Below are 21,163 nucleotides of genomic sequence, written 5' to 3'. Positions count from 1 at the left end.
GATGCCACCGAGCGACGGGTTCGGTGACCGACTCCGGGTGTTCGGGCGCGTCGGACTGGACGCGATGACGTACGCGATCGCCGTCGCGGCACTCACCGGTATCGGTGCCCTGATCATCGGCGTCGCGACCGGTGGCGGAGTCGTCCGTGCGAAGGCCCTGCTGTTCGTCGCCGGATGGCTCCTCCTCGCGTACGCGACGGTCCGGCTGTGGCCGACGTCTCCCGACGACGTGGGACCGCCATCGAACCGTGGCGTCGCCGGAGCGATACCGGTTGCCCACGATTCGACGCGGTTTCAGTCGCTCGTCCGGTCGCTGCCGCCGCTTCGGTGGATCCAACTGCCGCCGCCGGAAAAGCGACTCACGCCGCCGGGGAAACTCCTGCTCGGCAGTCTCCTGGTGCTGTTGCTGTCGTTTCTCATGGAGACCGCATTCGGGGTCGGCTGAGGTCTCCATCTCCGGAAAGAATTAACCGGCTCCTCTGCGGACAGTGGGGTATGCACGACGATATCGGCGCTGCCGATCCCGGTTCGTTCCGACGTCGGGATCCACAGGGTGTCCAGACGGAAGCCTGGAAACAGACGCTCGAGGATACGGAAGCGATCGCCCAGGAGCGTCGCGACGAGGGCTGGGATGTCGTCACCGTCATGGCCGCACACACCGACACGGTAAGCCGAGACATGGGTGAAGACGATCGATTCGGACTCATGCACGTGATTCCGAACAACTACGTCGAGACCGTTACCGATACCTTCGACAGCGACGAGTTCACCGAGTATCTGGTGTATGGCACCGAGATAGACGGGTTCATGTTCGTCGTCACGGAACTGATCGACCCGGAAACCGAGCGATCGATGCTGATCCCCAGTCGATACGACATCGCGCGCGCCGACGGCATGATCACGGCCGCCGAGGACGAAGATGCCCTCTATACCCACTTCAAGACGATCGACGGGACGATCCTCGGAACGTTCGAACACGACGAGTACGACCCCTTCATCGCCGGCAACGCATAACCGACGGATCCACCGTTCTCGTCGCACTCTCCGTGGCGTAGAGCGACTGATCAGTGTAGTCTTCGTCCCGGTTCACAGCCAGCGTCCTGATATCACGGGCGCGCGGGCCCGCGAGCGAACGATGAAATTCAAGCAGGTTGAAATCCCGAGTCGGCGACGCGCGGCGGCGAACCCCAACGGATCCGTCGCCGGGATGTGCCGGTGGGCGACGATCACGATGGCGCTTGCCTGCGTCCCCGCCGTCTCTCCGTGACGAGACGCCGTCCGGTCTCTCCTTTGTGGCGGGTTCGCGCCAGTTTCCACGACCGTCCGTTCTCTCATCATAGATAAGTAGCATACGATGCTATGTTGGTAGAGAACAATACACATAGAATGGCACCGACCGAACTGGCCAGCGAGGAGTGGTGGCAGGAGTATCGAGACGTCGTAAACGCGGACCCGGAGATGGCCCAGCACGGCCGCGACGCCTTCGACGAGAACTTCGTTATCGGCATCGGCGACGACCACTTCCTGTTGGAGATGCGGGACGGCGAGGTGCGGGACGTCCGGGCGCCAGGGCTGGACGACGCGTGGTCGTTCGGCGTCGTCGGGCCGCGCGAGGCCTGGGACGAGTTCGTCAGCGAGATTCCGGCGGCCCACCACAACGAGGTGTTCGCCTCCTTCTACCGGACCGCGGTCAAGGGCGAGGAGGGGTACTTCGATCTGATCGGCAACCACAAGACCATCTTCCAGAACTTCCGATCGGTCCAGCGCGCGCTCGAGTTGATGCGGACGGCACACAACGGCGGCGAACCGCCCACTGTGGGGACGCACCGACCGGAAGAGCCGACGGACGAGCCCATTACGGGCCGGTACGTTACCGTCGACCTCGACGGCGTCGACCACCGTATCTACTACGAGGCCGCCGGGCCGGAGGACGGCATCCCCCTGCTCTGTCAGCACACGGCCGGCTGTAACAACCAGCAGTGGCGCCACGTCCTGAACGATCCGGAGATCACCGACCACTTCCGGGTGATCGCGTACGACCTGCCGCGCCACGGGAAGTCGGTCCCGCCGTCGAGCGAATCGTGGTGGACCGACCAGTACGACCTCACCGCCGAGCGGTTCACCGATACCATCGTCGCTATCGTCGACGCGCTCGAACTCGAGGACCCGGTCTTCATCGGCTCGAGCATGGGCGGGACGATCACACTCGAACTCGCGGACTGGTACCCCGAGCGGTTCCGGGCGCTGATCGGCCTCGAGGCGGGGCTGGTCACGCCCGGCTTCTACATCCAGTGGCTCGATCATCCACACGTCAACGCGAACGACGTCAACTCCCACGCGACGTGGGGGCTGATGGCGCCACACGGCCCCGAGTGGGCGCGCCGTGAGACGCTCTATCTGTACGAACAGGGTGCCAACGGCGTCCTCAAAGGCGACCTCCACTACTACTCGATGGACCACGACTACAGCGAATCCGCCGACGAGATCGAGGCCACGCAGGTCCGAATGTACCTCATGAACGGCGAGTACGATTACCTGACCAATCCCGACGACGCCCGCGAGGCCGCCGACGCCATCGGCGAGGGAGCGACCGCCCACGAGATGAAAGCGACCGGTCACTTCCCGATGAGCGAGCGCCCGGTGCTGTTTCGGGCCTATCTCAAGCCAGTTCTCGACGACATCCGCGGCGTCAGAGACGAACCGGTTCCCGAGGTCTTCGCACCCGACGACGTCGACGTCGACGCCAACAGGTGATCGTTCATGACTGACCACGACTTCCCCGCCGATCCCCTTGAGGGAACGGCCGTGTCGCCGCCACAGCTCATCAAGAACGCGCGGATGCTCATCGTCGGCTACGAGGCCGACCCCGAGGTCCTCGCGGCGGCGCTGCCGCCCGGCCTCGAGCCGCACCCGAACGGGCTCGTCCAGATGAACATGTATCGCGTGCCGTCGGCCGAGCAGACGGCGCACCTCGATCCGTACACCCTGACCTATCTGACGGTCGAAATTGCCGATCACGATAGCCGCGCGGTCAGTGCCGCGCAGGGCGAACTACCGATTCCTGGCCGGTTTTGGGTGGGCTACTGGACCGATTCGCCCCAGCTGCAGGCGTATACCCGCGAAAGCGCCGGCATCCCGACCCGTCCCGGCTCGTGTACCTGGGAGGAGGACGGCGACGAACTCGTCTCGACGCTCTCGGTCGACGGCGAGCCAGTCATCGAAGCCGAAGCGAGCGTCGGTGACGATCAAATCGACACGCTCACCGGCCACCTCCACTACTACGCCCACCGGCAGCTTCCGGACCCGACGGGGAGCCGCGCACAGATCAGCGAACTCCTCGAGTTCCCGATCCCCTTCGTCAGCGAACTGTACGAGGCCGACGTCGATCGCATCGACTTCGATTTTCCCGCGGAGTCGGGGTTCCAGCGGTTCGCTCCCGTCGACCCCCTCTCGACGCCGTCGGTCCTCCACGGGACGGTCACGTTCACCTACCCGCAGGGCCGCCGGCTCCGTGATTACCTCGCCGAAGAGCCGTAGACCCGCCGTTCGACCGCTTCGAGCGGAGAACAGGGGTTCGACCACGGCCGCAATGGCGGCTCGCGGCCGGGATTCGAACTACGGTCGGAACGATGCTTCCGATGTCGAGCGCTCACCGTGCGATACCGTCACTCGCGGAGTCGGTCAGTACAGAATACCAGGGGAGAGATTTGAACCAACGCTCGCACTTCGCTCGAGCGCTGTCCGGTTCAAATATACTCGTCGTATTGTCCGGGATTCAGGACTCACTCCTTGCTATGCTCGTTGTTCGTCGTTGAATCCCTGAAAAGTAGCGGGAGGTAGATTTGAACCACGCCAGCACGCTCGCTTTGCTCGAGTGCTGTCTGGTTCAAACTACCGCCGTGCTATAACTCGACGCTCGCGAACTTGCTCGCGTCAGAAGTATAGCGGGAGGTAGATTTGAACTACCGATCTGCGGGTTATGAGCCCGCCGGAATCTCCTGGCTATCCCATCCCGCTACCAGTTCATACCCGAGTGTGCTAGTTAAGGGTTGTGATTCGGTCGCCGTATGCGGGTTTCTACCGTTAGTCCTGGTGGACCTGCCACGTGTAGAGACTCTCACAGGTGTAGTTGACGAAGAAGCCGACGCCGATGCCAACCACGTTCGCCGCGACGTACCAGATCGCGTAGCGACGGACCAGCAGTGTCAACACGGCAAGCGTCACGAGAAAGCCGCCAAAGCGAACGACGTTCGATCGCAGGAACCGCCTCACCAGCGGCCCCAGCCCGACTTCCCCGTACTCCGAGAAGGTCCATCGCTCGTTGATCGCGAAGATGACCGCGATCCCGAGTTCCCAGGAGAGGAGCTTCGCGACGACCGGCCCGAGGAACGTGGCCTCGACCAACAGGACCAGCACGACGTTGTCGACGGTCGCGCCGACTGCCCCGACGCCGACGAACTGCCCGAACCGCGTCGTCGAAAGAAGGGCTCGAGCCCGCGTCCGGACGGCCTCTGTGAGGGAATCACTCATCGTGGATGCTCGAGCGTACTCCCCAGTGTCGGCGGCAACGATTTCCCTTTTGCGATCGATCCGTAAAGCTGACAGTCACCAAAAATAACTGATCGCCGCTCGGTTCCGTCGGCCGGATCGGCAGGACTGCGACGATGTTCGAGGGACGACGCGCGGCCGCTCGCCCGGCCCGATCAGATCGCGAGGTCGCTTTTCGCCCGGACGACCTCGACGTCGTCGGCGTCGACCCGATCGACGTCGAGGAAATGTGGCGTGAAGTTTCGCTTCTCGTAGTCCTCGTACTCGTCCTCGTCGCCGACGGTACACCAGAGCTGGACCCGATCGGGACCGTGGTACTCGCCGTTGCGGTTGATCCCGAAACAGACCACCTCGGCCTCCCCCTCGTCCCCCTCGTACCGAACGATGGCCCCGTTGCGGATGCCGGGATCGCCGTGGATGATGAGCTGTTTCATACGCGAGCGTTCACAGGAGAGACGATTAAACGCTTCGGAGCGGTAGTGTCGATCCGTTCGGGGCCGACTCGACGACCAATTGTGGAACCGACGGCCGGCGGCGACGGGGACGAACCAAACGGGTTTTAAACAGCGGTGTCTTAGCCCACGCCAAGTGAGATAACCATGCAGATGCCACGCCGCTTCAATACGTACTGCCCGCACTGCAACGAACACCACGAACACGAAGTCGAGAAGTCCCGAACCGGCCGTTCCTCGGGACTGAAATGGGACGCTCGCCGCACCCGGCGAAACTCCTCGTCGATCGGTAACTCCGGTCGCTTCTCGAAGGTGCCCGCCGGCGAAAAGCCCACGAAAAAGACCGACCTCAAATACCGCTGCAGCGAGTGCGGCAAGGCCCACCTCCGCGAGGGATGGCGCGCCGGCCGACTCGAGTTCCAGGAGTGATACCAATGGCAGGAAATTTCTACAGCGTCCGATGCAGTGACTGCGAGAACGAACAGACCGTCTTCGGCAAGGCCTCCACGGAGGTCGCCTGTGCCGTCTGTGGCACGACGCTCGCCCGACCGACCGGCGGCAACGCCGAGATCGACCACGAGATCGTCGAGACAGTCGAGTCACGATGAAATACAGCGGCTGGCCCGACCCCGGCGAACTCGTCGTCGGCAAGATCGACGAGATCGAGGACTTCGGCGTCTTCGTCGATCTCGAGGAGTACGAGGAGAAACGCGGACTGATCCACATCTCCGAGGTCGCCAGCGGCTGGATCAAGAACGTCCGCGACCACGTCCGCGAGGGACAGATCGTCGTCTGTAAGGTCCTCGATGTCGACGAGGGCTCCCAGCAGATCGACCTCTCGCTGAAAGACGTCAACGATCACCAGCGCTCCGATAAGATCCAGGAGTGGAAAAACGAGCAGAAGGCCGACAACTGGATGGAACTGGCCTTCGGCGAGGAGATCGACGACGAGGTCTACACCGCGATCGCGAACGAACTGATCGCGGCCCACGGCGGCCTCTACGACGGCTTCAAACAGGCCGCCATCCACGGCGAAGAGGCCCTCGAGGACACTGACCTCGACGGCGACGAGATCGAGGCGATCGTCGACACCGCACGCGAGAACGTCTCGGTGCCGTACGTCAACGTCACCGGCTACGTCGACCTCGAGAACCCATCGCCAAGCGGCGTCGACGGGATCCGCGAGGCGCTGGAAGCCGCCGAGGGCAACGGTACGGTGCCCGAGGAGGTCGACCTCGAAGTAAGCTACGTCGGCGCGCCCGAGTACCGCATCGAGGTGCAAGCACCGAACTACAAGACTGCCGAATCCGAACTCGAGGAAAGCGCCGATCGAGCGATCGCCGCGATCGAGGGCCACGGCGGTGCGGGCGAGTACCACCGCGAGCGACGCACCGACGACGAATGAAATCGGACATCCGGGTGTGTTCGGCGTGGCAGGACGTCCACGATCGCCCGGTGTATACGCTTTCTTCGACCTGTCCGGAGTGTGGTGCCGACGCCGAAAACAGCGCGCCGGCACCGCTCGACCCCGCGGACCCCCATGGCGAGTACCGACGCTCTCTTAAACGTCGCAACCGCTGATAGGGGTATGGACGAACTCGAGATCGACGCGGTTGCCGAGGTCGAACTGGACGACCCCGTTCTCGTCGAGGGGTTGCCCGGGGTCGGACACGTCGGCACGCTGGCCGTCGAACATCTGCTCGAGGAACTCGAGGGCGAGAGTACGCTCGTCCGGCGGCTCTACTCCCGCGAGTTCCCGCCGCAGGTCAGCGTCGAGGACGGCGTCTCTGAGCTGACCTGCGCCGAGATCCACGCCGTCGAGGTCCCCGACGGTCGTGACTTCCTCCTTCTGACCGGCGACCACCAGGCTCAGAGCAACGCGGGCCACTACACGCTGACCGATGCCTTCCTCGACGTCGCCGAGGAGTTCGGTGCGACCGAGGTGTACGCGTTAGGCGGCGTCCCGACGGGCGAACTCATCGAGGAGTACGCGGTCGTCGGCGCCGTCAGCGACGAGTCGCTGCTCGAGGCACTCGAGGACGCGGGCGTCGAGTTCCGCGAGGACGAGCCGGCGGGCGGTATCGTCGGCGTCTCGGGACTCCTGCTCGGCCTGGGCGAACGTCGCGGCTTCGAGGCGACCTGCCTGATGGGCGAGACCAGCGGCTACCTCGTCGATCCCAAAAGCGCCCGGGCGGTACTGGAGGTCCTCGAAGCCGTACTCGGCTTCGAACTCGACTACGAGTCCCTGGACGAACGGGCCGACGAGATGGAGGAGGTCATCGGCAAGATCCAGGAAATGGAACAGCAACAGGGGATGGACGTGCCGACCGACGACGACCTGCGTTACATCGGCTAGGCGGGGCTGCGACGCGTTCCGGTCGATTTCTACGGCTGGTGTGTGAGACGAGGGTCTACCGGCCAGTCGTCTAACTCCGTGTCCACCGCGAGGACCCGCTCGAGCGCCTGTTCTCGGGGAGGACGACCGTCGCGTCGCTCGACGAACCGCTCGCGTAACCAATCGCTTCTAGTCGGACGAATCGTCTTCGTGGAACCAGCCGGTGCCGACAGTCGGTGGTGAGAAATGGTGTTCGCGATCGGGAACGCCTGTAGACGGCGACTAGCCCTCGAGGACTTCGTAGGAGACGTCGGCGTCGCGAAGCGCGTCGGTGACTCGGCCGACCTCGTTGGTCGTGGCGACGGCCGTCACATCGAGCCCGCGCTTGGCCCCGTCGGCGGCGACGGAGCCCGCGGCGAACGTGACCGTCGGATCGGTCCCGGCCTCCCGACAGGCGACGATCGCTTCGACGCCGGCAGCGACGACGAGGTCGGCGTCGGTACAGCGGTCGGCGACGGTGTCGGACTCGATCGCGCGGCTCCCGCCGGTCCGGACACCGGGAACCTGCAGGACGGTCACCGAGCCGGGCTCTAAGTCCATGACGCCCTCGAAGCTGGTGACGCCGACATCGGTGCCGGCCGCGGCGTCCGTGGTCGCGACGCCGGTCGCCGGTCCCTCCTCGCCGGGCGTCGCGTGGAGGAGCCCGTTTTTCACCGACAGCGAGACGGTATCACCCTCCTCGATGTCGTCGGTCGCGATGTAGGCGGCCTCGCTCATCGCCCCGAGGATGTCGCCGGTTACGTGGTCGGCGAACCGGCGGATGTCGTCGGCGGTCCGGAACAGCCAGTCGACGCCTTCGTTGGTGACGTGATATCGCGACCGGCCCTCCTTCTCGACGAGACTGTCATCGACGAGTTCCCGGATGTACTCGCTGACCGCCTGACTCGTCACGCCGACTTCCCCGGCGATCTCCCCCTGGCTGACCGCGGGCTGGCGTTCCGCGATCTGGACGAGGATCCGAAACCGCGTCGCGGTGCGCTTGTTGTCGAGGACGTCGACCATATGTCGATGGTTAGCGGGAGCGATGCAAAAAGGTACGCGGTCGCACCGTCGGTCGGCCGCCGCGTCTCGCCGGACTGGAAAGCGACCGCGAGGCGTCAAGTTGATAGCGCGAGAGTCCCTCGGGATTACGTGACTATGTCGCCCCTCCCAGTGACGACCGCAGCCCCCGGTGCGGTTGTCGACCCCGTGGCGGGATCCGCGACGGTACTCTCGATGAGTATCGGATCCGTTCCCCTGTCGGACGCCCTCGCCTGGACCGCGATCGGCGCGTTCGTCGTCGCGGCCGTCATCCAATGGTACGGGGCTACCGATCCCGCACGATACCTCGCAGCGGGCGCGTGGGTCGTCTTCGGCGTCTTTTGGCTGACGCTTGCTCCCCACTACTACCTCGAGGTCAAGAGCCCGATCGAGACGCTGCTGACGGTGGCAGCGCTGCCGCTGTGTGCCTACACCGGTTATCTGCTTGCCACCGGCCGGGAGTCGCTGCTCCTGCTCTCGAAGGCCGTCGCGTTCATGGGGCTGATCTACCTGCCCGTCGAGACGATTCCGGTCGTCCGCACGTGGTTGATCGAGACGACCGCCGCCCAGACCCACTTCGGGATGGAGCTGCTCGGCCACAGCCCCGGCCTCGAGGAGGGGGCAAACGGCTATCAGAGCCGCTTTGCCTTCGATCCCGACGAGACGGTGACCGGCCGGACGACCTACATCATCACGGCCTGTACGGGCATCGGGAGCATGGCCATCTTCGGCGGCCTCATCGCCGCCGTCAAAGCGCCGCTCAAGCGGAAGGCGGTTGCCTTCCCGCTCGCGGTCGGCGTCATCTGGTTCCTGAACCTCGTCCGGAACGTCTTCATCGGGCTGGCTTCGCCGTGGGGCTGGTTCCAGCAGGATATCTTCGTCACCATCGCGACGGAGTTCATGGGCGCGCCGGCCGACCGGACCTCCTACATCGTCGCCCACAACTTCATCGCCCAGTCGCTGTCGATCGTCGCCCTGCTGGGTATCACCTACCTCGTCCTCCGCATCCTCCCGGAGGTGCTGGAACCCCTCGAGGACGTCCTCTACATCCTGACCGGCACGGAGTACGACCTCGCAGACGCCCTGGGACAGGAGATGCGGGCCGACGGCGGTGCGCGAACTGACGCGGGCGCGTCCGCCGACCACGATAGCGGACCGGCCGTGGACGACGACGCGGATCGATGACCGACGGCGTCGAGGTCGACGTTCCGTTCGCCGTCCACGACCGGTCGATCTTCCTTCCGGCGACCGAGACGCTCGTCCTCGCGGACGTCCATCTCGGCAAGGCTGCCGACTCGAGCGTCGACGCGCCGATCGACGACGGAGCCGACGTTCGCGACCGGCTCGCGGCGGTACTCGAGACGACCGCGCCGGCGACGGTCGTCGTCGCGGGCGACCTCCTCCACTCGTTTTCGCGGCTGCCACGGGGCCTCGAGCGCGACCTCGAGGCGGTCGTCGCGACCGTCGCGGACGCCGGTGCGGAGCTGGTCGTGACGCCGGGCAACCACGATACGATGCTCGGGGAGGTCTTCTCGGGGCAGACCGTTCCCGAGTACCGGCCGGACGGTGGCGAGACGGTGATCTGTCACGGTCACGAGCGCCCCGTGGAAAGCGCCGAGCGGTACGTCGTCGGCCATGACCACCCCGCGCTGTCGATCGAGGGCCGCAAGTTACCCTGCCTCCTCTACGGGCCGGACTGCTACGAGGGCGCGGACGTGATCGTCCTGCCGGCGTTTACGCGCCTCGCGGCCGGCGCGACCGTCAACGGAATGCGCGGTCGGGACTTCCAGTCGCCGCTGGTCCGGACTCCAGACGCGTTCCATCCCGCCGTCAGGGACGACGCGGCGGACGAAGTGCTGTGGTTCCCGCCGCTCGGGCGGTGCCGACGGCTCCTGTAGTCACTCCACTCGTTCCGAGACAGCCGCTCGAGTCGGTCGGGCAGCGGGGACGACGACGGCCACCTGAACGGAGACCACGAGGTTCCGGAAGAAGTCGCTGAACGTGATCAACAGCACGGCGGCCAGCACGATCAAGAGGAGAAAGCTAAAGAAGATGATCGCCGCCTGTCGCCCGGTGAGGTCCGCCCCCTCGAGGAGTTCGTCGATGGCCATGGATGCCTGTCGACGGAACGACGCCAAGCGCCGTAGTCGTTTGGCCGTCGAGTGACTGTCCAGTACGACACACACCGGATGTCTGGCCGGATGTCTGCGGTCGCTCGACTGCGGTAGCGTCGCCGGCGCTCGGGTCGAACCCTGTCCGGTCGCTCGAGTCGACCGACGGATCAGCCCGACAGATCGTCGATGACCGCTTCGGCCGCCCGTCGCCCGCTCTCCATCGCGCCCTGTATCGAGGACCACTGTGTGTAGTCGCCGGCCAGATAGACCGAGCCCGCGGGGTTGCGAACGTCGGGGAGCAGGTCGTGGATTCCCGGCGGCTGGTCGAACTGCGCGAACGGGATCCGCTCGGTATGCAGCGTCTCGAGGTCGTCGAATTCCCGGTTCGGAGACCATGACTCGAGTGAGCGGCGGGTCCGCTCGGCCAGGTCGTCGTCGCTCGCCGGCTGCTCCCCGAGATAGGTCGCGCTGATCAGCGTCGCGTCGTCGGGCGCGTACTCGGGGGCGACCGCGCTGTGGGGAACCACGTGGTTCGGCCCTCGCCCGGTCGCGTTCAGCAGGAGCCGACGGCCGGTCCCCAGATCGGTTCCCGCCGGGAGCGCGTAGTATTGGGTGACACAGCTTCGCGCCTCGGTCGGGATCGACTCGATCCCCGTTAGGTCCCGCGCCGTCGGCGGATCGGTCGCGACGACGACCGCGTCCGCCTCGAGGGGTTCCGCATCGGTTTCGACCGTAACCGAGCCCGCGGAATCGCTAGCGTCCCCGCCGTCGGCCGCGACCGACTCGACCGTAGTGCCCGTTCGGATCGTTCCGCCGACCTCGCGGACGCGGTCGGCGAGTTGCGACGGGATCGCCTCCATGCCGGCGGCCGGGACCACCGTCTCGCCCGCCGCGAGGGTCCGGAAGGTGTACTCGAAGACGCGCCGCGAGGTCGCCAGCGACCGATCGAGCGTGATCCCGCCGTAGAACGGCGCGACGAAGCCCTCGATGAACCGCTCGGAGAACCTCCGGTTACGGAGGAAGTCATCGATCCGTTCGTCGTCCCCGGCGAAGATGTCGCCGGGATCGGTTCGCCGGAGCCGGAGCCAGAGCCGGGCCACCCGGAGTGCGTCGCCCGCCGAAACGTACGGGTTCGACAGCGTCGCCGGAATCGTCCCCGGTTCCCTGAGCGGGTCCGCGAGCGTCGACAGTCCGTCGGGGCCGGCGATCGTCGCTCCCGGCGCGAACCGACGGAGGTGCAGCGCCGTGAGGTCGAGTTCGCGCCGAACGGCGGGATAGGCGGTAAAGCAGACCTGAAAGCCCCGGTCGAACCGGAAGCCGTCACGCTCGAGGGTGCGAACCCGACCCCCGGTCGTCTCGCGGCGTTCGAACAACGTCACGTCTGTACCGGCGGCGGCGAGGTGCCGGGCAGCGACGAGCCCGGCCAGCCCACCGCCGGCGACGACTACCTGCGGCGTCGAGTGCATAGCCGTTGATCGATCGCCGACGAATAAAAGAGTCGACCCAACAGTGCAGGCGTTGGAGTTCGCCGGCGGGCGAGCGCGTCCGTCACACACCTCGTCACTTGTCCGTCAGCAACCGAAGCACGAGCCCGATGACGATGACGGCCACCCCGCCGAGGGTGCTGGCGATCGGCGGGATCGGGACGACGAGCATCACTACGCCGGCGAGGACGACGAGCGTCGAGAGCTTGACCATGTGCCGGTCACGCCGTCGCGACGGATAGCGTATCGGCACGCATTCACAGCGGGGCGCGAGCGACCCTCGACTGTGGCCCCTTGCCGTGGCCGGTACGGTTTTGGCCGTCGCGGCGGCGTTGTCGGTATGGGAGCAAACGACACGGCGAACGCGGATCGAGACGCGGACGGCCCCGCGTTCCAGCCGGTCTTCGAGAACCGCGTTCGGTTCGCCGAGACCGACCAGCAGGGAATCGTCTTCTACGGGGAGTACTTCACCTTTCAGGACGAGGCCGTCTCCGCGTTCTTCCGCGCGATCGACTACGGCTACGACCGCATGCGCGAGGACGGCTGGCAGATCCACGTCGTCAACACCGAGTTGAACTACCGAGCCGGCGCGGAGTTCGAGGACGTGATCGTCAACGAACTCCGGGTCGCGGACATCGGAACTTCGAGCCTCGAGTACGAGTACCGGGCGAAGCGAAAAGACGACGGCACCGTACTGGCCGACGGTACCGTCACGCAGGTCGCCGTCGACACCGAGACCGAGGAGCCGACCCGGATCCCCGACGCGTTCCGCGACGCCGTCGCGGCGTTTCAGGGCGGCCTCGAGACCGACGGGTATAGTAGCCGCTGATTCCAGTCGAATCGAGCAAAAAACGAGCCCGAACCGCCGGTCAGTGGACGCCGACGTACGCCTCGCGGACGTAGTCGTTGTCCGTAAACTCGTCGTGCGGGCCCGACAGTTCGATCTCGCCGGTCTCGATCAGCGAGAGCCGGTCCGCGTGATTCAGCGCGAACGTCGAGTTCTGCTCGGCCAGCAGGATGGTCAGCCCCTCCTCTTGCTGGAGCGTCTCGAGGGCCTCACCGATGTCCTCGATGATGACCGGCGCGAGTCCGAGCGTCGGCTCGTCCAACATCAGCATGTCGGGGTCGCTCATCAGCGCGCGGCCGACGGCGAGCATCTGCTGTTCGCCGCCGCTCATGGTTTCGGCCTCCTGTTCGCGGCGTTCGTCCAGCCGCGGGAACAGGTCGTAGACCATGTCGAGATCGTCCTGTACCGCCGCCTTGTCGTCGCGGAACTGCGCGCCCATCAGCAGGTTCTCGTGGACCGAGAAGTACGGGAACAGATCCCGGTCCTCGGTGCAGTAGATGAGCCCGGACTCGACGATCTCCTGGGACGGCTGTCCCGCGAGATCGCGACCGGCGTAGCTGATCGATCCCTCGTAGTCGAGGAAGCCGGCGACGGCGTTCAGCATCGTCGTCTTCCCGGCCCCGTTGGGGCCGATGACGCCATAGATTTCGCCTTCCTGGATCGACAGCGAGACGCCCTTCAGCGCGTGTGACTTGCCGTAGTAGACGTTGAGGTCTTGGATCTCGAGTAGCGTATTGGACATTAGAGTCCCTCCCCAGCGAGGTACGCCTCCTGGACTTGCTCGTTCTCGGCGATTTCCTCCGGCGTGCCCTCCGCGAGGAAGTCGCCGTTGTTGAGGACGACGATCCGATCGACCAGATCCATCAGACCGCCCATGTTGTGGTCGACGACGACCATCGACATTCCTTGCTCGCGGAACCGCTCGATCTGCTCGGCCAGTTCGGTGATCTCGGCCTGGTTCATCCCCGCAAACGGCTCGTCGAGCAGCATCATCTCGGGCTCGGTCGCCAGCGACTTGGCGATCTCGAGCCGGCGGACGTCCGCATGGGGCAACTCGTCGGGCATCTCGTGGAGATGCTCCTCGATGTCGATGCGGGCGGCGTAGTCGTAGATCTCCTCCTCGCTGGCACCGCCGCGAAGCGAGACGATGCTGTTCGGGAGCGTGAACAGCTTGATGTTCCCCGCGACCGACATCGAGTCGATCGGGTTCGACTCCTGGGAGACTCGCGAGAGCCCCTTGTTGACGACCTCGTGGGTCGAATCGTCGGTGATGTCGGTTCCGTTGAACCGGATCGCGCCGTCGGTGACGCCGTAGATGCCCATGATGCAGTTGAACACCGTGGACTTGCCCGAGCCGTTCGGCCCGATCAGGCCGACGATCTCGCCCTCGCCGACCTCGAACGAGAAGTCGTCGACGGCGACGAGTCCGCCGAACTTCTTGGTCAGCCCGTCGACCTCGAGGACGCTCATCGGCGATCACCCCCGAGTCGATCGAGCCCGTGCCACAGTTTGCGCAACAGGCCGTCACGGGCGAACACGAGGACCAACAGCACGAAGACCCAGATGAGGATCCAGCGCAGCCTCGTCGGCAACTCGGTCAGGATGATCCGGTCCAGACTCAGGAACAGGAACGCGCCGCCGAGCGGTCCGAGAATCGAACTCATGCCGCCGACGACCGCCATCGCGATCATCTCGATGCTGTTGTCGACGACGACGAATGCGTTCGGGTCGACGCCGCCGGAGTAGTGGGCGAGCAATACGCCGCCGATCCCCATCGGGATCGCGCTGATGACGAACGACCAGAGCTTGAACTTCGTCGCGTTCAGCCCGGCCGCCTCGACGGCGCTTTCGTTCTCGCGGATCGCCGTGAACACGAGTCCGATGTTCGACCGGGCGATGAACAGCAGGGCGACCGCGATGACGAGCATCGGGATCACCATGTAATAGAACCTCGGGATGGGATCGTAGGTGAACACCTCCACCGACTGGAGTCCCGTCTCGCCGCCGGTGTAATCGCTGAACGGTCGGATGAGCCGATAGAAGATCAGGACCGCAACGAACGTGATCAGCGAGAAGTACGGCCCGCTCAGCCGCAGCGACGGCAGCGCGATCGCGAGGCCGACGACTAAGGTCACGAGTACCGAAACCGGTGCCGTGGCCATGAACGGCAGGTCACCGACGTTGTAGAGCAACATTGCGGTCGTGTACGCCGCCGCGCCGGAGAGCGCCGAATGGCCGAAGCTGATGTAGCCGGTGTAGCCGCTCTGAATGTCCCAGCTCATCGCGAAGATCGCCCAGATCGAGGCGAGAGTAAACGTCTGGACAATGATGAAGTTCGACCAGAACGGCGCGGTCACCAGCGAGACCAGCGAGACGACCACGAGCGCGAGCTGGAGCCCGTTCATCTTGCCGAAGTGTGGTCCGAGGAAGCGGTTATACGTGCTCGAAAGCGGTGAAAGCGCGCTGTCGACCGGTCCCGTGACGGGGCGCAGGCGATCGACGACTCTCCCCGACGACTCTCCAGTGATCGTAGTTGAACTATCGGTTTCGCTACTCATGGACGAACTCCCTCCCGTAGAGGCCTTCAGGTAAGACCAGTAGGACGGCGACCAGAACCACCAGCGAGAAGATCCCCTGGTAGCTCGCGCCGATCACTTCGATCGTAAACGCTTCGAGGTACCCGATGAGGTACGCCGCGACGACCGATCCCTTGATGCTGCCGATACCGCCGATGACGACGATGATGAACGCGAGCGCTAGCGGGTTAAGCCACATGTTCGGCGACGCCGGCTGCGTCGTCGCGCCGAGGAAGACCCCGGCGACACCGGCGAACGCGCCGGCGATCAGCCACGTTCGGGACTTGACTTTCCGGAGGCTGACGCCGGTCAGCTCCGCGCCGCGTTCGCTCATCGACGCCGCGAGGATCGACCGTCCCTCATCGGTCCGTTTCACGTAGTACCAGAGCCCGCCGATGATTACCCAGGAGACGACGAACCCGAGGACGTGCATGTGCAGCACGCGGGTTCCGACGCTCTCGAGGTTCGTCGCACCGCCCCAGATCGCACGGAGCGTGTTCGGCTGGCTACCGAACTGGTAGAGCGCGATCTCCGTGAGCAAGAGTGCGACGACGACCGTCGCAAGGAACGTGATAACGACGTTCTCCTCGATATAGCGGACGAGTCCGGCGTACAACACGTACGAGACGAGTGCAGCGACGAGTGCCGCGACGAGCAGACTCGCAACTTCCGGGCCCGCCCCGGGAAGCCAGTCGAGCGCGCCCGATCGGGTAGTGACCAGGTACGCGTACGCGCCGACCATGATCAGGCCGCCGTGGGCGAGGTTCAACACCCCGCCGACGCCGAACACCATCGTGAACCCGAGGGCGATCAGCGCGTAGATGGCGCTCATCGTCGCTCCGAGAAGGAGGACGGTAATGATAGAATCGAGCATGTCTTCTTACATCCACTCGGGCGCGACGTGGTCGGCGGTTTGATCGGCGCTGGGGTAGACACATTCGACAGTTCCGTCTCCCTGCCACTGCGTGATCGGGAAGTTCTCGATCTTCCCGCTGTCGTCCCGAGTCGGCTTGAGGTCGTTCGGGTACGCCTCGTCCTCGCCGAAGAACTCGATCTTTCCGGCGGTACCGGTGTAGGACATTCCCTGAAGCGTGTCGACGATCGTATCGAGGTCTTCGCCGTAGTTGACCGTCCCCGCCTCTTCGGCGGCCTCCTTGTAGAGGTGGATCGCGTCGTAGGTGTTGAACCCCATGTACATGGGTTTGCTCGGCGCATCGTCGTCGGCGTACTCCTCCTCGTAGGCCTCGACGAACGGCCCCGTTTTGTCGGACAGGTCGGTGATACCGCCGGCCCCGGACTGGTTTGTCGACTCGTACAGGGAAGCCCCTTCGGTCAATCCATAGAATTCGGGCGACATCGAAGCGACGTGCGTTCCCTCGAGGGCGAACTCGTACTCGCCCTGACTCCACGCCCCGACGTCCGGGCCCTGTCCGGAGTGAGCGAAGAAGCGGAACAGCGCGTCGGCACCGGCCTCCTCGATATCGTTGAAGAAGGGCGTGTAGTCCTCGGTCTCCGTACTCGAGGTGTTCTCGTAGACGACGTTGAAGCCGCGATCCTCGAATTCATCGGCGATGCCGTCCTGGAACGACGTCGTCCACGCCGCGTCCTCGGGGAGGACCGCGAAGTCGGTCCAGCCGTGTCGTTCGTTGAGGTACTCGGCGTAGTCGCCGAACCCTTCGACCTGCAGTTCGGAGTTCAGCGGTCCGACGCGGAAGATGTTCTTGAACGTGTCGTAGTCCTCGCCGTGGTTTTCCGTGATCGTGTCCGGATCGGCCGATCCGGAGATGAGGAACGGTACGTTGCGCTCGCCGACGTAGTCGGCGATCGACTGGGTCACTTCGCTGGCGAAGGTCCCGACGAGCAGGTCGATGTTCTCCTGCTCGATCATCCGCTCGACCTCGGATGTCGCTTCACTCGTATCGCCCTGCGTGTCCTCGGCGATGAGTTCGACCTCCTGATCGAGGACACCGTCGTCCTCGATCTCGCCGACGGCGAGTTCGGCGCTTCGCTCCGAACCGATGCCGTTCGGGTTCGCGGTCGGTGCCAGATGCCCAATTTTGAAGACGCCATCATCGCTACCGCCACCGTCGACGCCGCCGAGACAGCCGGCCAGCGCCGTCGTCACCGCACCGGCACCTGCAGCCCCCAAAAACGTCCGCCGTCCGACACTACCGTTACCAATCCCACCTGAATCGATCGTATCGTTATCTTCGTTAACCATTGTGTGTCACTGAGTTACCGATTCTCACCCACCAGTTTCGAGTCACCCGTAATAAAGGTGAGGGAAGTTAGCAAGGATCTTGTGAACAATACACTAATATGGAGTTTCTTACTACGGCACCGACAATACTTCGGCTCAGACGCTCTCGAGCGGCTCTTGAGAACAGTGAATACGTGTGGTGTTTGTGACTTCGGACGCCGTCAGTCAGCGGCTCAAACGATCCGTTCCGTAGCGTTCGGTTCCCGCTCGAGGCGATACGTGCCGCCATCGGCCGTGACAAAGCCCTCGTGGCGGAGGTGATCGAGGTGGGCGTAGGCCTCGCCGGGACCGTGGACGATGTGGATTCCCTCGAGGTCGCCGAACAGGTGGGCACTGATCGTCCAGGCATCGGCCGGCCCATGGTCGGCCAGCAACTCGACGATCGTTGCCGCCCGCTCGCGGTGATGCTCGAGGATCGTCTCGGCGCGGGCAGTCGGGTCGTCGATGGGGTCGCGGTGGCCGGGCCAGGCCCGGTCGTAGTCGCGGTCGGCGAGTCGTTCCAGCGTGTCGACGTACTTTGCGAGGGGGCGCTCGACCCGGACGTCCGCGCCGCCGACGTTCGGGGTGTACACTGGTAGCAAGGCGTCGCCGACGAACGCCTCGTCCCCGTCGTCGATCTCGAAACAGCACAGGCCCGCCGCGTGGCCCGGCGCGTGGACCGTCTCGAGACGGTGGCCGCCGACCGCGAGGACCTCGCCGTCCTCGATGGGCGTCGGCTCGGCCGGCGGCCCCTCGATCTCGGCCGACTCGAAGAAGGTACGCAGTTCCCGCCGGGCGTCCTCGGGGACGCCCCACTCCGCGAGCAGTTCGCGACGGCGATCCTCGACGGCCGCGACGGCGTCTTCCGCCCCGGCGACGAGCGGGGCGTCGGCCTCGTGGACGTAGACGGTGGCCCCGCTTTCGGCCTGAATCTCGCCGGCCAGTCCGGCGTGGTCGGCGTGGAAGTGCGTGAGGACGATGTCGTCGATATCGGCAATCTCGTAGCCGCGGTCGGCCAGCCCGTCACGGAGGTCCGTTCGGACCGGATCGACCGCGATCCCCGTATCGACGAGCGCGAGTTCGCCCGCGGCGTCGTCGGCGAGAACGTAGGCGTTGTTCCGACCCTCGAACTCGTCGTTGCCGAGCGAAATTCGATCCATGTCGGCTATCAACATGTCCCCAGTTAATAATTGGCGCGGTAACGGATCGGGGGACTACGACGGCAAGACGATCGGTCGACCGACTCGAGCCGGATCGGGATTCGGTCCGGCCGACCATCCCGACTGCGAAGTTCGTGACCTGTCCTCACCGGCGAACGACGCGTTCGGTTCCGGTCGTGGCATCGCCCGGCGTCTCGCACTCGGCGGAGACTGTCATGCCCACCGACCGCTGCTGAGGGTTTTCCGTGTCGATCCAGTACCTGATTCGATGACCGACTCCCACCCACTCGACCGCGTCCTCGTCGCCGGTGCCAGCGGGGCCACCGGCGAGGAACTGCTATCCGTCCTCCGACCGACCGATCTCACGGTCCGCGCGACGACGCGCTCCTACGGGAACGTCGACACGCTCGAGCGCCACGGGGCCGACGAGGTGATCGTCGCCGACTTCTTCGACTCGGGCGACGCTGTCGCGGCCGTCGAGGACTGTGACCTCGTCTGCTGTGCGCTCGGGACGCCGCCGGGCCTGCGTCACACGATCGGCACTAAACTGGTCGATCGGACCGGCGTCATCAACCTCATCACTGCCGCCGTCGCCGCGGACGTTTCGTACTTCGTCTTCCAGAGCGCGATCGGCGTCGGCGACTCGAAGGCGGGGCTGTCGCTCCCGGCTCGGCTCTTGCTCCGGAGTTCACTCCGGGCCAAACGGGACGCCGAGACCACGTTGCGCCGATCCGGACTGGGGTACACGATCGTGCGCCCGGGACGACTCACGGACGATCCGCCAAGCGGCGACGTCGTCGTCGGCCAGGGCGGGGACTCCGTCACCGGCTCGATCCCCCGGGCGGACGTCGCACGGATCATGGCGGCCGCACCGTTTACCCCCGACGCACGGAACCGGACGTTCGAGATCGTCAGCCGCGACGGACTCTCGGGCACACCACACCACCGCGTCGACGTCGACTGGGCCGACGACATCCTTACGGCCCGACACGGTCACCGACACGCTTGACCTCGCCGTCGAGCCCGAACGGTGGCGTTCGAAGCAGATCCATCACCCCCGACCGTTCATTGACGCTGGCGGCAAATATCACGAGCAGGTACGACGACGAGGATCTCGAGGCGCTCGACGAGGCCTGCGAGCGCGGCGCGAACGCGATGCCGTACATCGTCGACGCGGTGAAGGCCGACGCGACGCTGGGCGAGATCATGGGCGTCTTCGAGGAGCGGTACGGTGCCTACAGCGAGGAGATCGGGCTGGCTTGAGGGGGTACAAAACCGGCCCCGACCGCGACCGGTGACGGCGGGGACGATTACACCGGCCCGGGAAACGCTCTTTTGGGGCCGCGGTGTAGCCGTCGTGAGAATGTCTCCGAACGAGATCGACGACGGGACCACTCGGGACGCTCGCGGCCGACTCGCGGAGAAGGAGCTGTTTCTCCTTTTGCTGGTCGGCATCGCCGTCCTGATGGCGATCACCGGGTTCGTGTTGGTGATCAACTGAGTCAGGTGTCGCTCGTGTCGTGGCGGGTCCGATCGTCGGTTTCGATCACCCGCGCGGCCAGATAGGTCGCGACCGCGAGCATCCCCATCGTCGCGAACAGGATCGAAAACTGGAGCGCCGACTGGAGCGGATCGACCCCCCACGGGTTGAAGACGGCAAAGACGCCGACGAAAAACGCCATGATCAGGAACGGCAGCAGGTTGACCGCGAGGTCGAGCGTGACTTCGGCGTCGAAGGCGCGTCTGCTCATTGTCTTGGTCCTCGAGTGGGTTGTGTGGTTATCGATCTGGGCGTTCGTCCGCCGGTCGCCGCGTCAACAGCAGCCCCGCACCGCCGATCGTCACGAATCCGGCGACGACCAGCGCCGCGCCGCGACTCGCGAGCCCGGAGAGTGGCTCGAGGGGTGCGATCGGCACCGTTCCGGTTCCGTGGGCGGTAAGTACCGCGCCGACGGCCACGAACGCCGCGCCCGTTTTGGCCGCGAACGGAAGCAGCCGAGCGACGTAGCCGGCATCGGCCAGGATCCCGGCGATGCTGGCGGCGAACACGACGAGACCGGCGACGGCGACGGGACCGAGGCCGACGACGATGCCGACCTCGGAGCCGGCGAGGCCGAGGGCCACGAGGACCGGCCATGGACTCGTCCCGTCGGCCCGCTCGGGCTCGATTCGCTGCGTGTGGTCGCTCACAGGCGACCGTCCACGTCGAGGGAGTAGTATCTGGCCCTACCCCTCAGCGGCCGTGACTGTCGTGAGAACGGATCCGAGAGGACGCGAGCGACTGTCCGGAACTCGTTCGTCGCCGCGAGTGGCACAGGAGTTCCTCAC

At 65.3% G+C, this 21,163-nt stretch carries 30 protein-coding genes and 1 tRNA gene; 16 read left to right on the top strand and 15 right to left on the bottom strand.

The window, feature by feature from the left end:
• The first annotated feature begins 1 nt into the window (after position 1).
• The 5 genes from NATPE_RS14155 to NATPE_RS14140 all read left to right on the top strand — a co-directional run bounded on the left by NATPE_RS14155 (position 2) and on the right by NATPE_RS14140 (position 3,537).
• Positions 2-445 (top strand): DUF7555 family protein, encoded by a 444-nt coding sequence (locus tag NATPE_RS14155; RefSeq protein ID WP_015299155.1) that lies wholly within the window; start codon positions 2-4, stop codon positions 443-445.
• A 50-nt stretch (positions 446-495) separates the two neighbouring features.
• Positions 496-1,014, top strand: coding sequence for a DUF7529 family protein (locus tag NATPE_RS14150; RefSeq protein WP_006181197.1), 519 nt, complete (start codon positions 496-498; stop codon positions 1,012-1,014).
• Positions 1,015-1,135: 121 nt separating this feature from the next.
• A complete protein-coding gene (locus tag NATPE_RS23315; protein WP_275040166.1) occupies positions 1,136-1,267 on the top strand; it encodes a hypothetical protein in 132 nt (43 codons plus the stop codon).
• Between the two features lie 119 nt (positions 1,268-1,386).
• On the top strand, positions 1,387-2,754 hold the full coding sequence (locus NATPE_RS14145) for an alpha/beta fold hydrolase (protein WP_006181196.1): 1,368 nt from the start codon (positions 1,387-1,389) through the stop codon (positions 2,752-2,754).
• A 6-nt stretch (positions 2,755-2,760) separates the two neighbouring features.
• The gene (locus NATPE_RS14140) at positions 2,761-3,537 is read left to right on the top strand and encodes an acetoacetate decarboxylase family protein (protein ID WP_006181195.1); all 777 of its coding nucleotides are present in this window, start codon (positions 2,761-2,763) and stop codon (positions 3,535-3,537) included.
• 405 nt (positions 3,538-3,942) lie between these two features.
• Here NATPE_RS14140 and NATPE_RS14135 read toward each other — a convergent pair.
• From NATPE_RS14135 to NATPE_RS14125, 3 genes are all read right to left on the bottom strand, one after another.
• Positions 3,943-4,017: transfer RNA gene (locus NATPE_RS14135), tRNA-Met, on the bottom strand.
• A gap of 66 nt (positions 4,018-4,083) precedes the next feature.
• The gene (locus NATPE_RS14130) at positions 4,084-4,530 is read right to left on the bottom strand and encodes a GtrA family protein (protein ID WP_006181194.1); all 447 of its coding nucleotides are present in this window, start codon (positions 4,528-4,530) and stop codon (positions 4,084-4,086) included.
• Positions 4,531-4,703: 173 nt separating this feature from the next.
• Positions 4,704-4,982 carry an HAH_0734 family protein gene (locus NATPE_RS14125; RefSeq protein ID WP_006181193.1) on the bottom strand — a complete coding sequence of 93 codons (279 nt, stop codon included), beginning with the start codon at positions 4,980-4,982 and terminating at the stop codon, positions 4,704-4,706.
• Positions 4,983-5,147: 165 nt separating this feature from the next.
• Here NATPE_RS14125 and NATPE_RS14120 point away from each other — a divergent pair, with 165 nt between their 5' ends.
• Genes NATPE_RS14120 through NATPE_RS14105 form a run of 5 tightly spaced genes read left to right on the top strand, consistent with a single transcriptional unit; the run spans position 5,148 to position 7,356 of the window.
• Positions 5,148-5,429 (top strand): 50S ribosomal protein L44e, encoded by a 282-nt coding sequence (locus NATPE_RS14120; protein WP_006181192.1) that lies wholly within the window; start codon positions 5,148-5,150, stop codon positions 5,427-5,429.
• A gap of 5 nt (positions 5,430-5,434) precedes the next feature.
• Positions 5,435-5,608, top strand: a complete 174-nt coding sequence (locus NATPE_RS14115) for a 30S ribosomal protein S27e (protein WP_006181191.1) — start codon at positions 5,435-5,437, stop codon at positions 5,606-5,608.
• On the top strand, positions 5,605-6,405 hold the full coding sequence (locus tag NATPE_RS14110; RefSeq protein WP_006181190.1) for a translation initiation factor IF-2 subunit alpha: 801 nt from the start codon (positions 5,605-5,607) through the stop codon (positions 6,403-6,405). The genes NATPE_RS14115 and NATPE_RS14110 overlap by 4 nt, the downstream gene beginning before the upstream one ends.
• A complete protein-coding gene (locus tag NATPE_RS21490; RefSeq protein ID WP_006181189.1) occupies positions 6,402-6,581 on the top strand; it encodes an RNA-protein complex protein Nop10 in 180 nt (59 codons plus the stop codon). Before NATPE_RS14110 ends, NATPE_RS21490 begins: the two co-directional genes overlap by 4 nt.
• 7 nt (positions 6,582-6,588) lie before the next feature.
• Positions 6,589-7,356: a proteasome assembly chaperone family protein gene (locus tag NATPE_RS14105; protein WP_006181188.1), complete on the top strand. Its 768-nt coding sequence runs from the start codon at positions 6,589-6,591 to the stop codon at positions 7,354-7,356.
• Positions 7,357-7,617: 261 nt separating this feature from the next.
• Here the strand turns inward: NATPE_RS14105 and NATPE_RS14100 are convergent, their stop codons facing one another.
• Entirely contained in the window at positions 7,618-8,397 is a 780-nt protein-coding gene (locus NATPE_RS14100; RefSeq protein WP_006181184.1) for a DUF7839 domain-containing protein, read from the bottom strand.
• Between the two features lie 135 nt (positions 8,398-8,532).
• Here NATPE_RS14100 and artA point away from each other — a divergent pair, with 135 nt between their 5' ends.
• On the top strand, positions 8,533-9,600 hold the full coding sequence (gene artA, locus NATPE_RS14095; protein WP_015299154.1) for an archaeosortase A: 1,068 nt from the start codon (positions 8,533-8,535) through the stop codon (positions 9,598-9,600).
• Entirely contained in the window at positions 9,597-10,313 is a 717-nt protein-coding gene (locus NATPE_RS14090) for a metallophosphoesterase (RefSeq protein WP_006181181.1), read from the top strand. Before artA ends, NATPE_RS14090 begins: the two co-directional genes overlap by 4 nt.
• Here NATPE_RS14090 and NATPE_RS14085 read toward each other — a convergent pair whose 3' ends face one another.
• The 3 genes from NATPE_RS14085 to NATPE_RS14075 form a co-directional block, all read right to left on the bottom strand.
• Positions 10,314-10,526 carry a hypothetical protein gene (locus tag NATPE_RS14085; RefSeq protein WP_006181180.1) on the bottom strand — a complete coding sequence of 71 codons (213 nt, stop codon included), beginning with the start codon at positions 10,524-10,526 and terminating at the stop codon, positions 10,314-10,316.
• 170 nt (positions 10,527-10,696) lie between these two features.
• A complete protein-coding gene (locus NATPE_RS14080) occupies positions 10,697-11,995 on the bottom strand; it encodes an NAD(P)/FAD-dependent oxidoreductase (protein ID WP_006181178.1) in 1,299 nt (432 codons plus the stop codon).
• A 94-nt stretch (positions 11,996-12,089) separates the two neighbouring features.
• Complete coding sequence (locus NATPE_RS14075) at positions 12,090-12,227, bottom strand: hypothetical protein (protein WP_015299153.1); 138 nt, start codon at positions 12,225-12,227, stop codon at positions 12,090-12,092.
• Positions 12,228-12,353: 126 nt separating this feature from the next.
• On the opposite strand from NATPE_RS14075, the gene NATPE_RS14070 reads away from it, so the two are divergent.
• Positions 12,354-12,842, top strand: coding sequence for an acyl-CoA thioesterase (locus NATPE_RS14070; protein ID WP_006181177.1), 489 nt, complete (start codon positions 12,354-12,356; stop codon positions 12,840-12,842).
• A gap of 40 nt (positions 12,843-12,882) precedes the next feature.
• On the opposite strand, the gene NATPE_RS14065 is transcribed toward NATPE_RS14070, so the two are convergent.
• The 6 genes from NATPE_RS14065 to NATPE_RS14040 all read right to left on the bottom strand — a co-directional run bounded on the left by NATPE_RS14065 (position 12,883) and on the right by NATPE_RS14040 (position 18,835).
• Positions 12,883-13,602: an ABC transporter ATP-binding protein gene (locus NATPE_RS14065; RefSeq protein ID WP_006181176.1), complete on the bottom strand. Its 720-nt coding sequence runs from the start codon at positions 13,600-13,602 to the stop codon at positions 12,883-12,885.
• Positions 13,602-14,330, bottom strand: a complete 729-nt coding sequence (locus NATPE_RS14060; protein ID WP_006181174.1) for an ABC transporter ATP-binding protein — start codon at positions 14,328-14,330, stop codon at positions 13,602-13,604. Before NATPE_RS14060 ends, NATPE_RS14065 begins: the two co-directional genes overlap by 1 nt.
• Complete coding sequence (locus NATPE_RS14055) at positions 14,327-15,418, bottom strand: branched-chain amino acid ABC transporter permease (RefSeq protein WP_015299152.1); 1,092 nt, start codon at positions 15,416-15,418, stop codon at positions 14,327-14,329. The genes NATPE_RS14060 and NATPE_RS14055 overlap by 4 nt, the downstream gene beginning before the upstream one ends.
• A complete protein-coding gene (locus tag NATPE_RS14050) occupies positions 15,411-16,310 on the bottom strand; it encodes a branched-chain amino acid ABC transporter permease (protein WP_006181172.1) in 900 nt (299 codons plus the stop codon). The genes NATPE_RS14055 and NATPE_RS14050 overlap by 8 nt, the downstream gene beginning before the upstream one ends.
• A 6-nt stretch (positions 16,311-16,316) precedes the next feature.
• The gene (locus NATPE_RS14045; protein ID WP_015299151.1) at positions 16,317-17,657 is read right to left on the bottom strand and encodes an ABC transporter substrate-binding protein; all 1,341 of its coding nucleotides are present in this window, start codon (positions 17,655-17,657) and stop codon (positions 16,317-16,319) included.
• 212 nt (positions 17,658-17,869) lie between these two features.
• On the bottom strand, positions 17,870-18,835 hold the full coding sequence (locus tag NATPE_RS14040) for an MBL fold metallo-hydrolase (RefSeq protein ID WP_006181170.1): 966 nt from the start codon (positions 18,833-18,835) through the stop codon (positions 17,870-17,872).
• Positions 18,836-19,103: 268 nt separating this feature from the next.
• Here NATPE_RS14040 and NATPE_RS14035 point away from each other — a divergent pair, with 268 nt between their 5' ends.
• From NATPE_RS14035 to NATPE_RS22755, 3 genes are all read left to right on the top strand, one after another.
• Entirely contained in the window at positions 19,104-19,844 is a 741-nt protein-coding gene (locus NATPE_RS14035; RefSeq protein ID WP_006181168.1) for an SDR family oxidoreductase, read from the top strand.
• 59 nt (positions 19,845-19,903) lie between these two features.
• Positions 19,904-20,098 (top strand): methylmalonyl-CoA mutase family protein, encoded by a 195-nt coding sequence (locus NATPE_RS14030; protein WP_006181167.1) that lies wholly within the window; start codon positions 19,904-19,906, stop codon positions 20,096-20,098.
• A 100-nt stretch (positions 20,099-20,198) separates the two neighbouring features.
• On the top strand, positions 20,199-20,336 hold the full coding sequence (locus NATPE_RS22755) for a hypothetical protein (RefSeq protein WP_006181166.1): 138 nt from the start codon (positions 20,199-20,201) through the stop codon (positions 20,334-20,336).
• A 1-nt stretch (position 20,337) separates the two neighbouring features.
• Here NATPE_RS22755 and NATPE_RS14025 read toward each other — a convergent pair whose 3' ends face one another.
• Together NATPE_RS14025 and NATPE_RS14020 are read right to left on the bottom strand one after the other, a co-directional pair.
• A complete protein-coding gene (locus NATPE_RS14025) occupies positions 20,338-20,586 on the bottom strand; it encodes a DUF6684 family protein (RefSeq protein ID WP_006181165.1) in 249 nt (82 codons plus the stop codon).
• A 28-nt stretch (positions 20,587-20,614) separates the two neighbouring features.
• Positions 20,615-21,025 carry a DUF7541 family protein gene (locus tag NATPE_RS14020; protein ID WP_006181163.1) on the bottom strand — a complete coding sequence of 137 codons (411 nt, stop codon included), beginning with the start codon at positions 21,023-21,025 and terminating at the stop codon, positions 20,615-20,617.
• Positions 21,026-21,163 lie beyond the last annotated feature (138 nt).

The sequence above is a fragment of the Natrinema pellirubrum DSM 15624 genome, from assembly GCF_000230735.2.
In the GTDB taxonomy this organism is placed as follows: Archaea; Halobacteriota; Halobacteria; order Halobacteriales; family Natrialbaceae; genus Natrinema; species Natrinema pellirubrum.
Note: the sequence above shows the minus strand (reverse complement) of the source record. Positions and strands in the feature narration are given on the sequence as shown.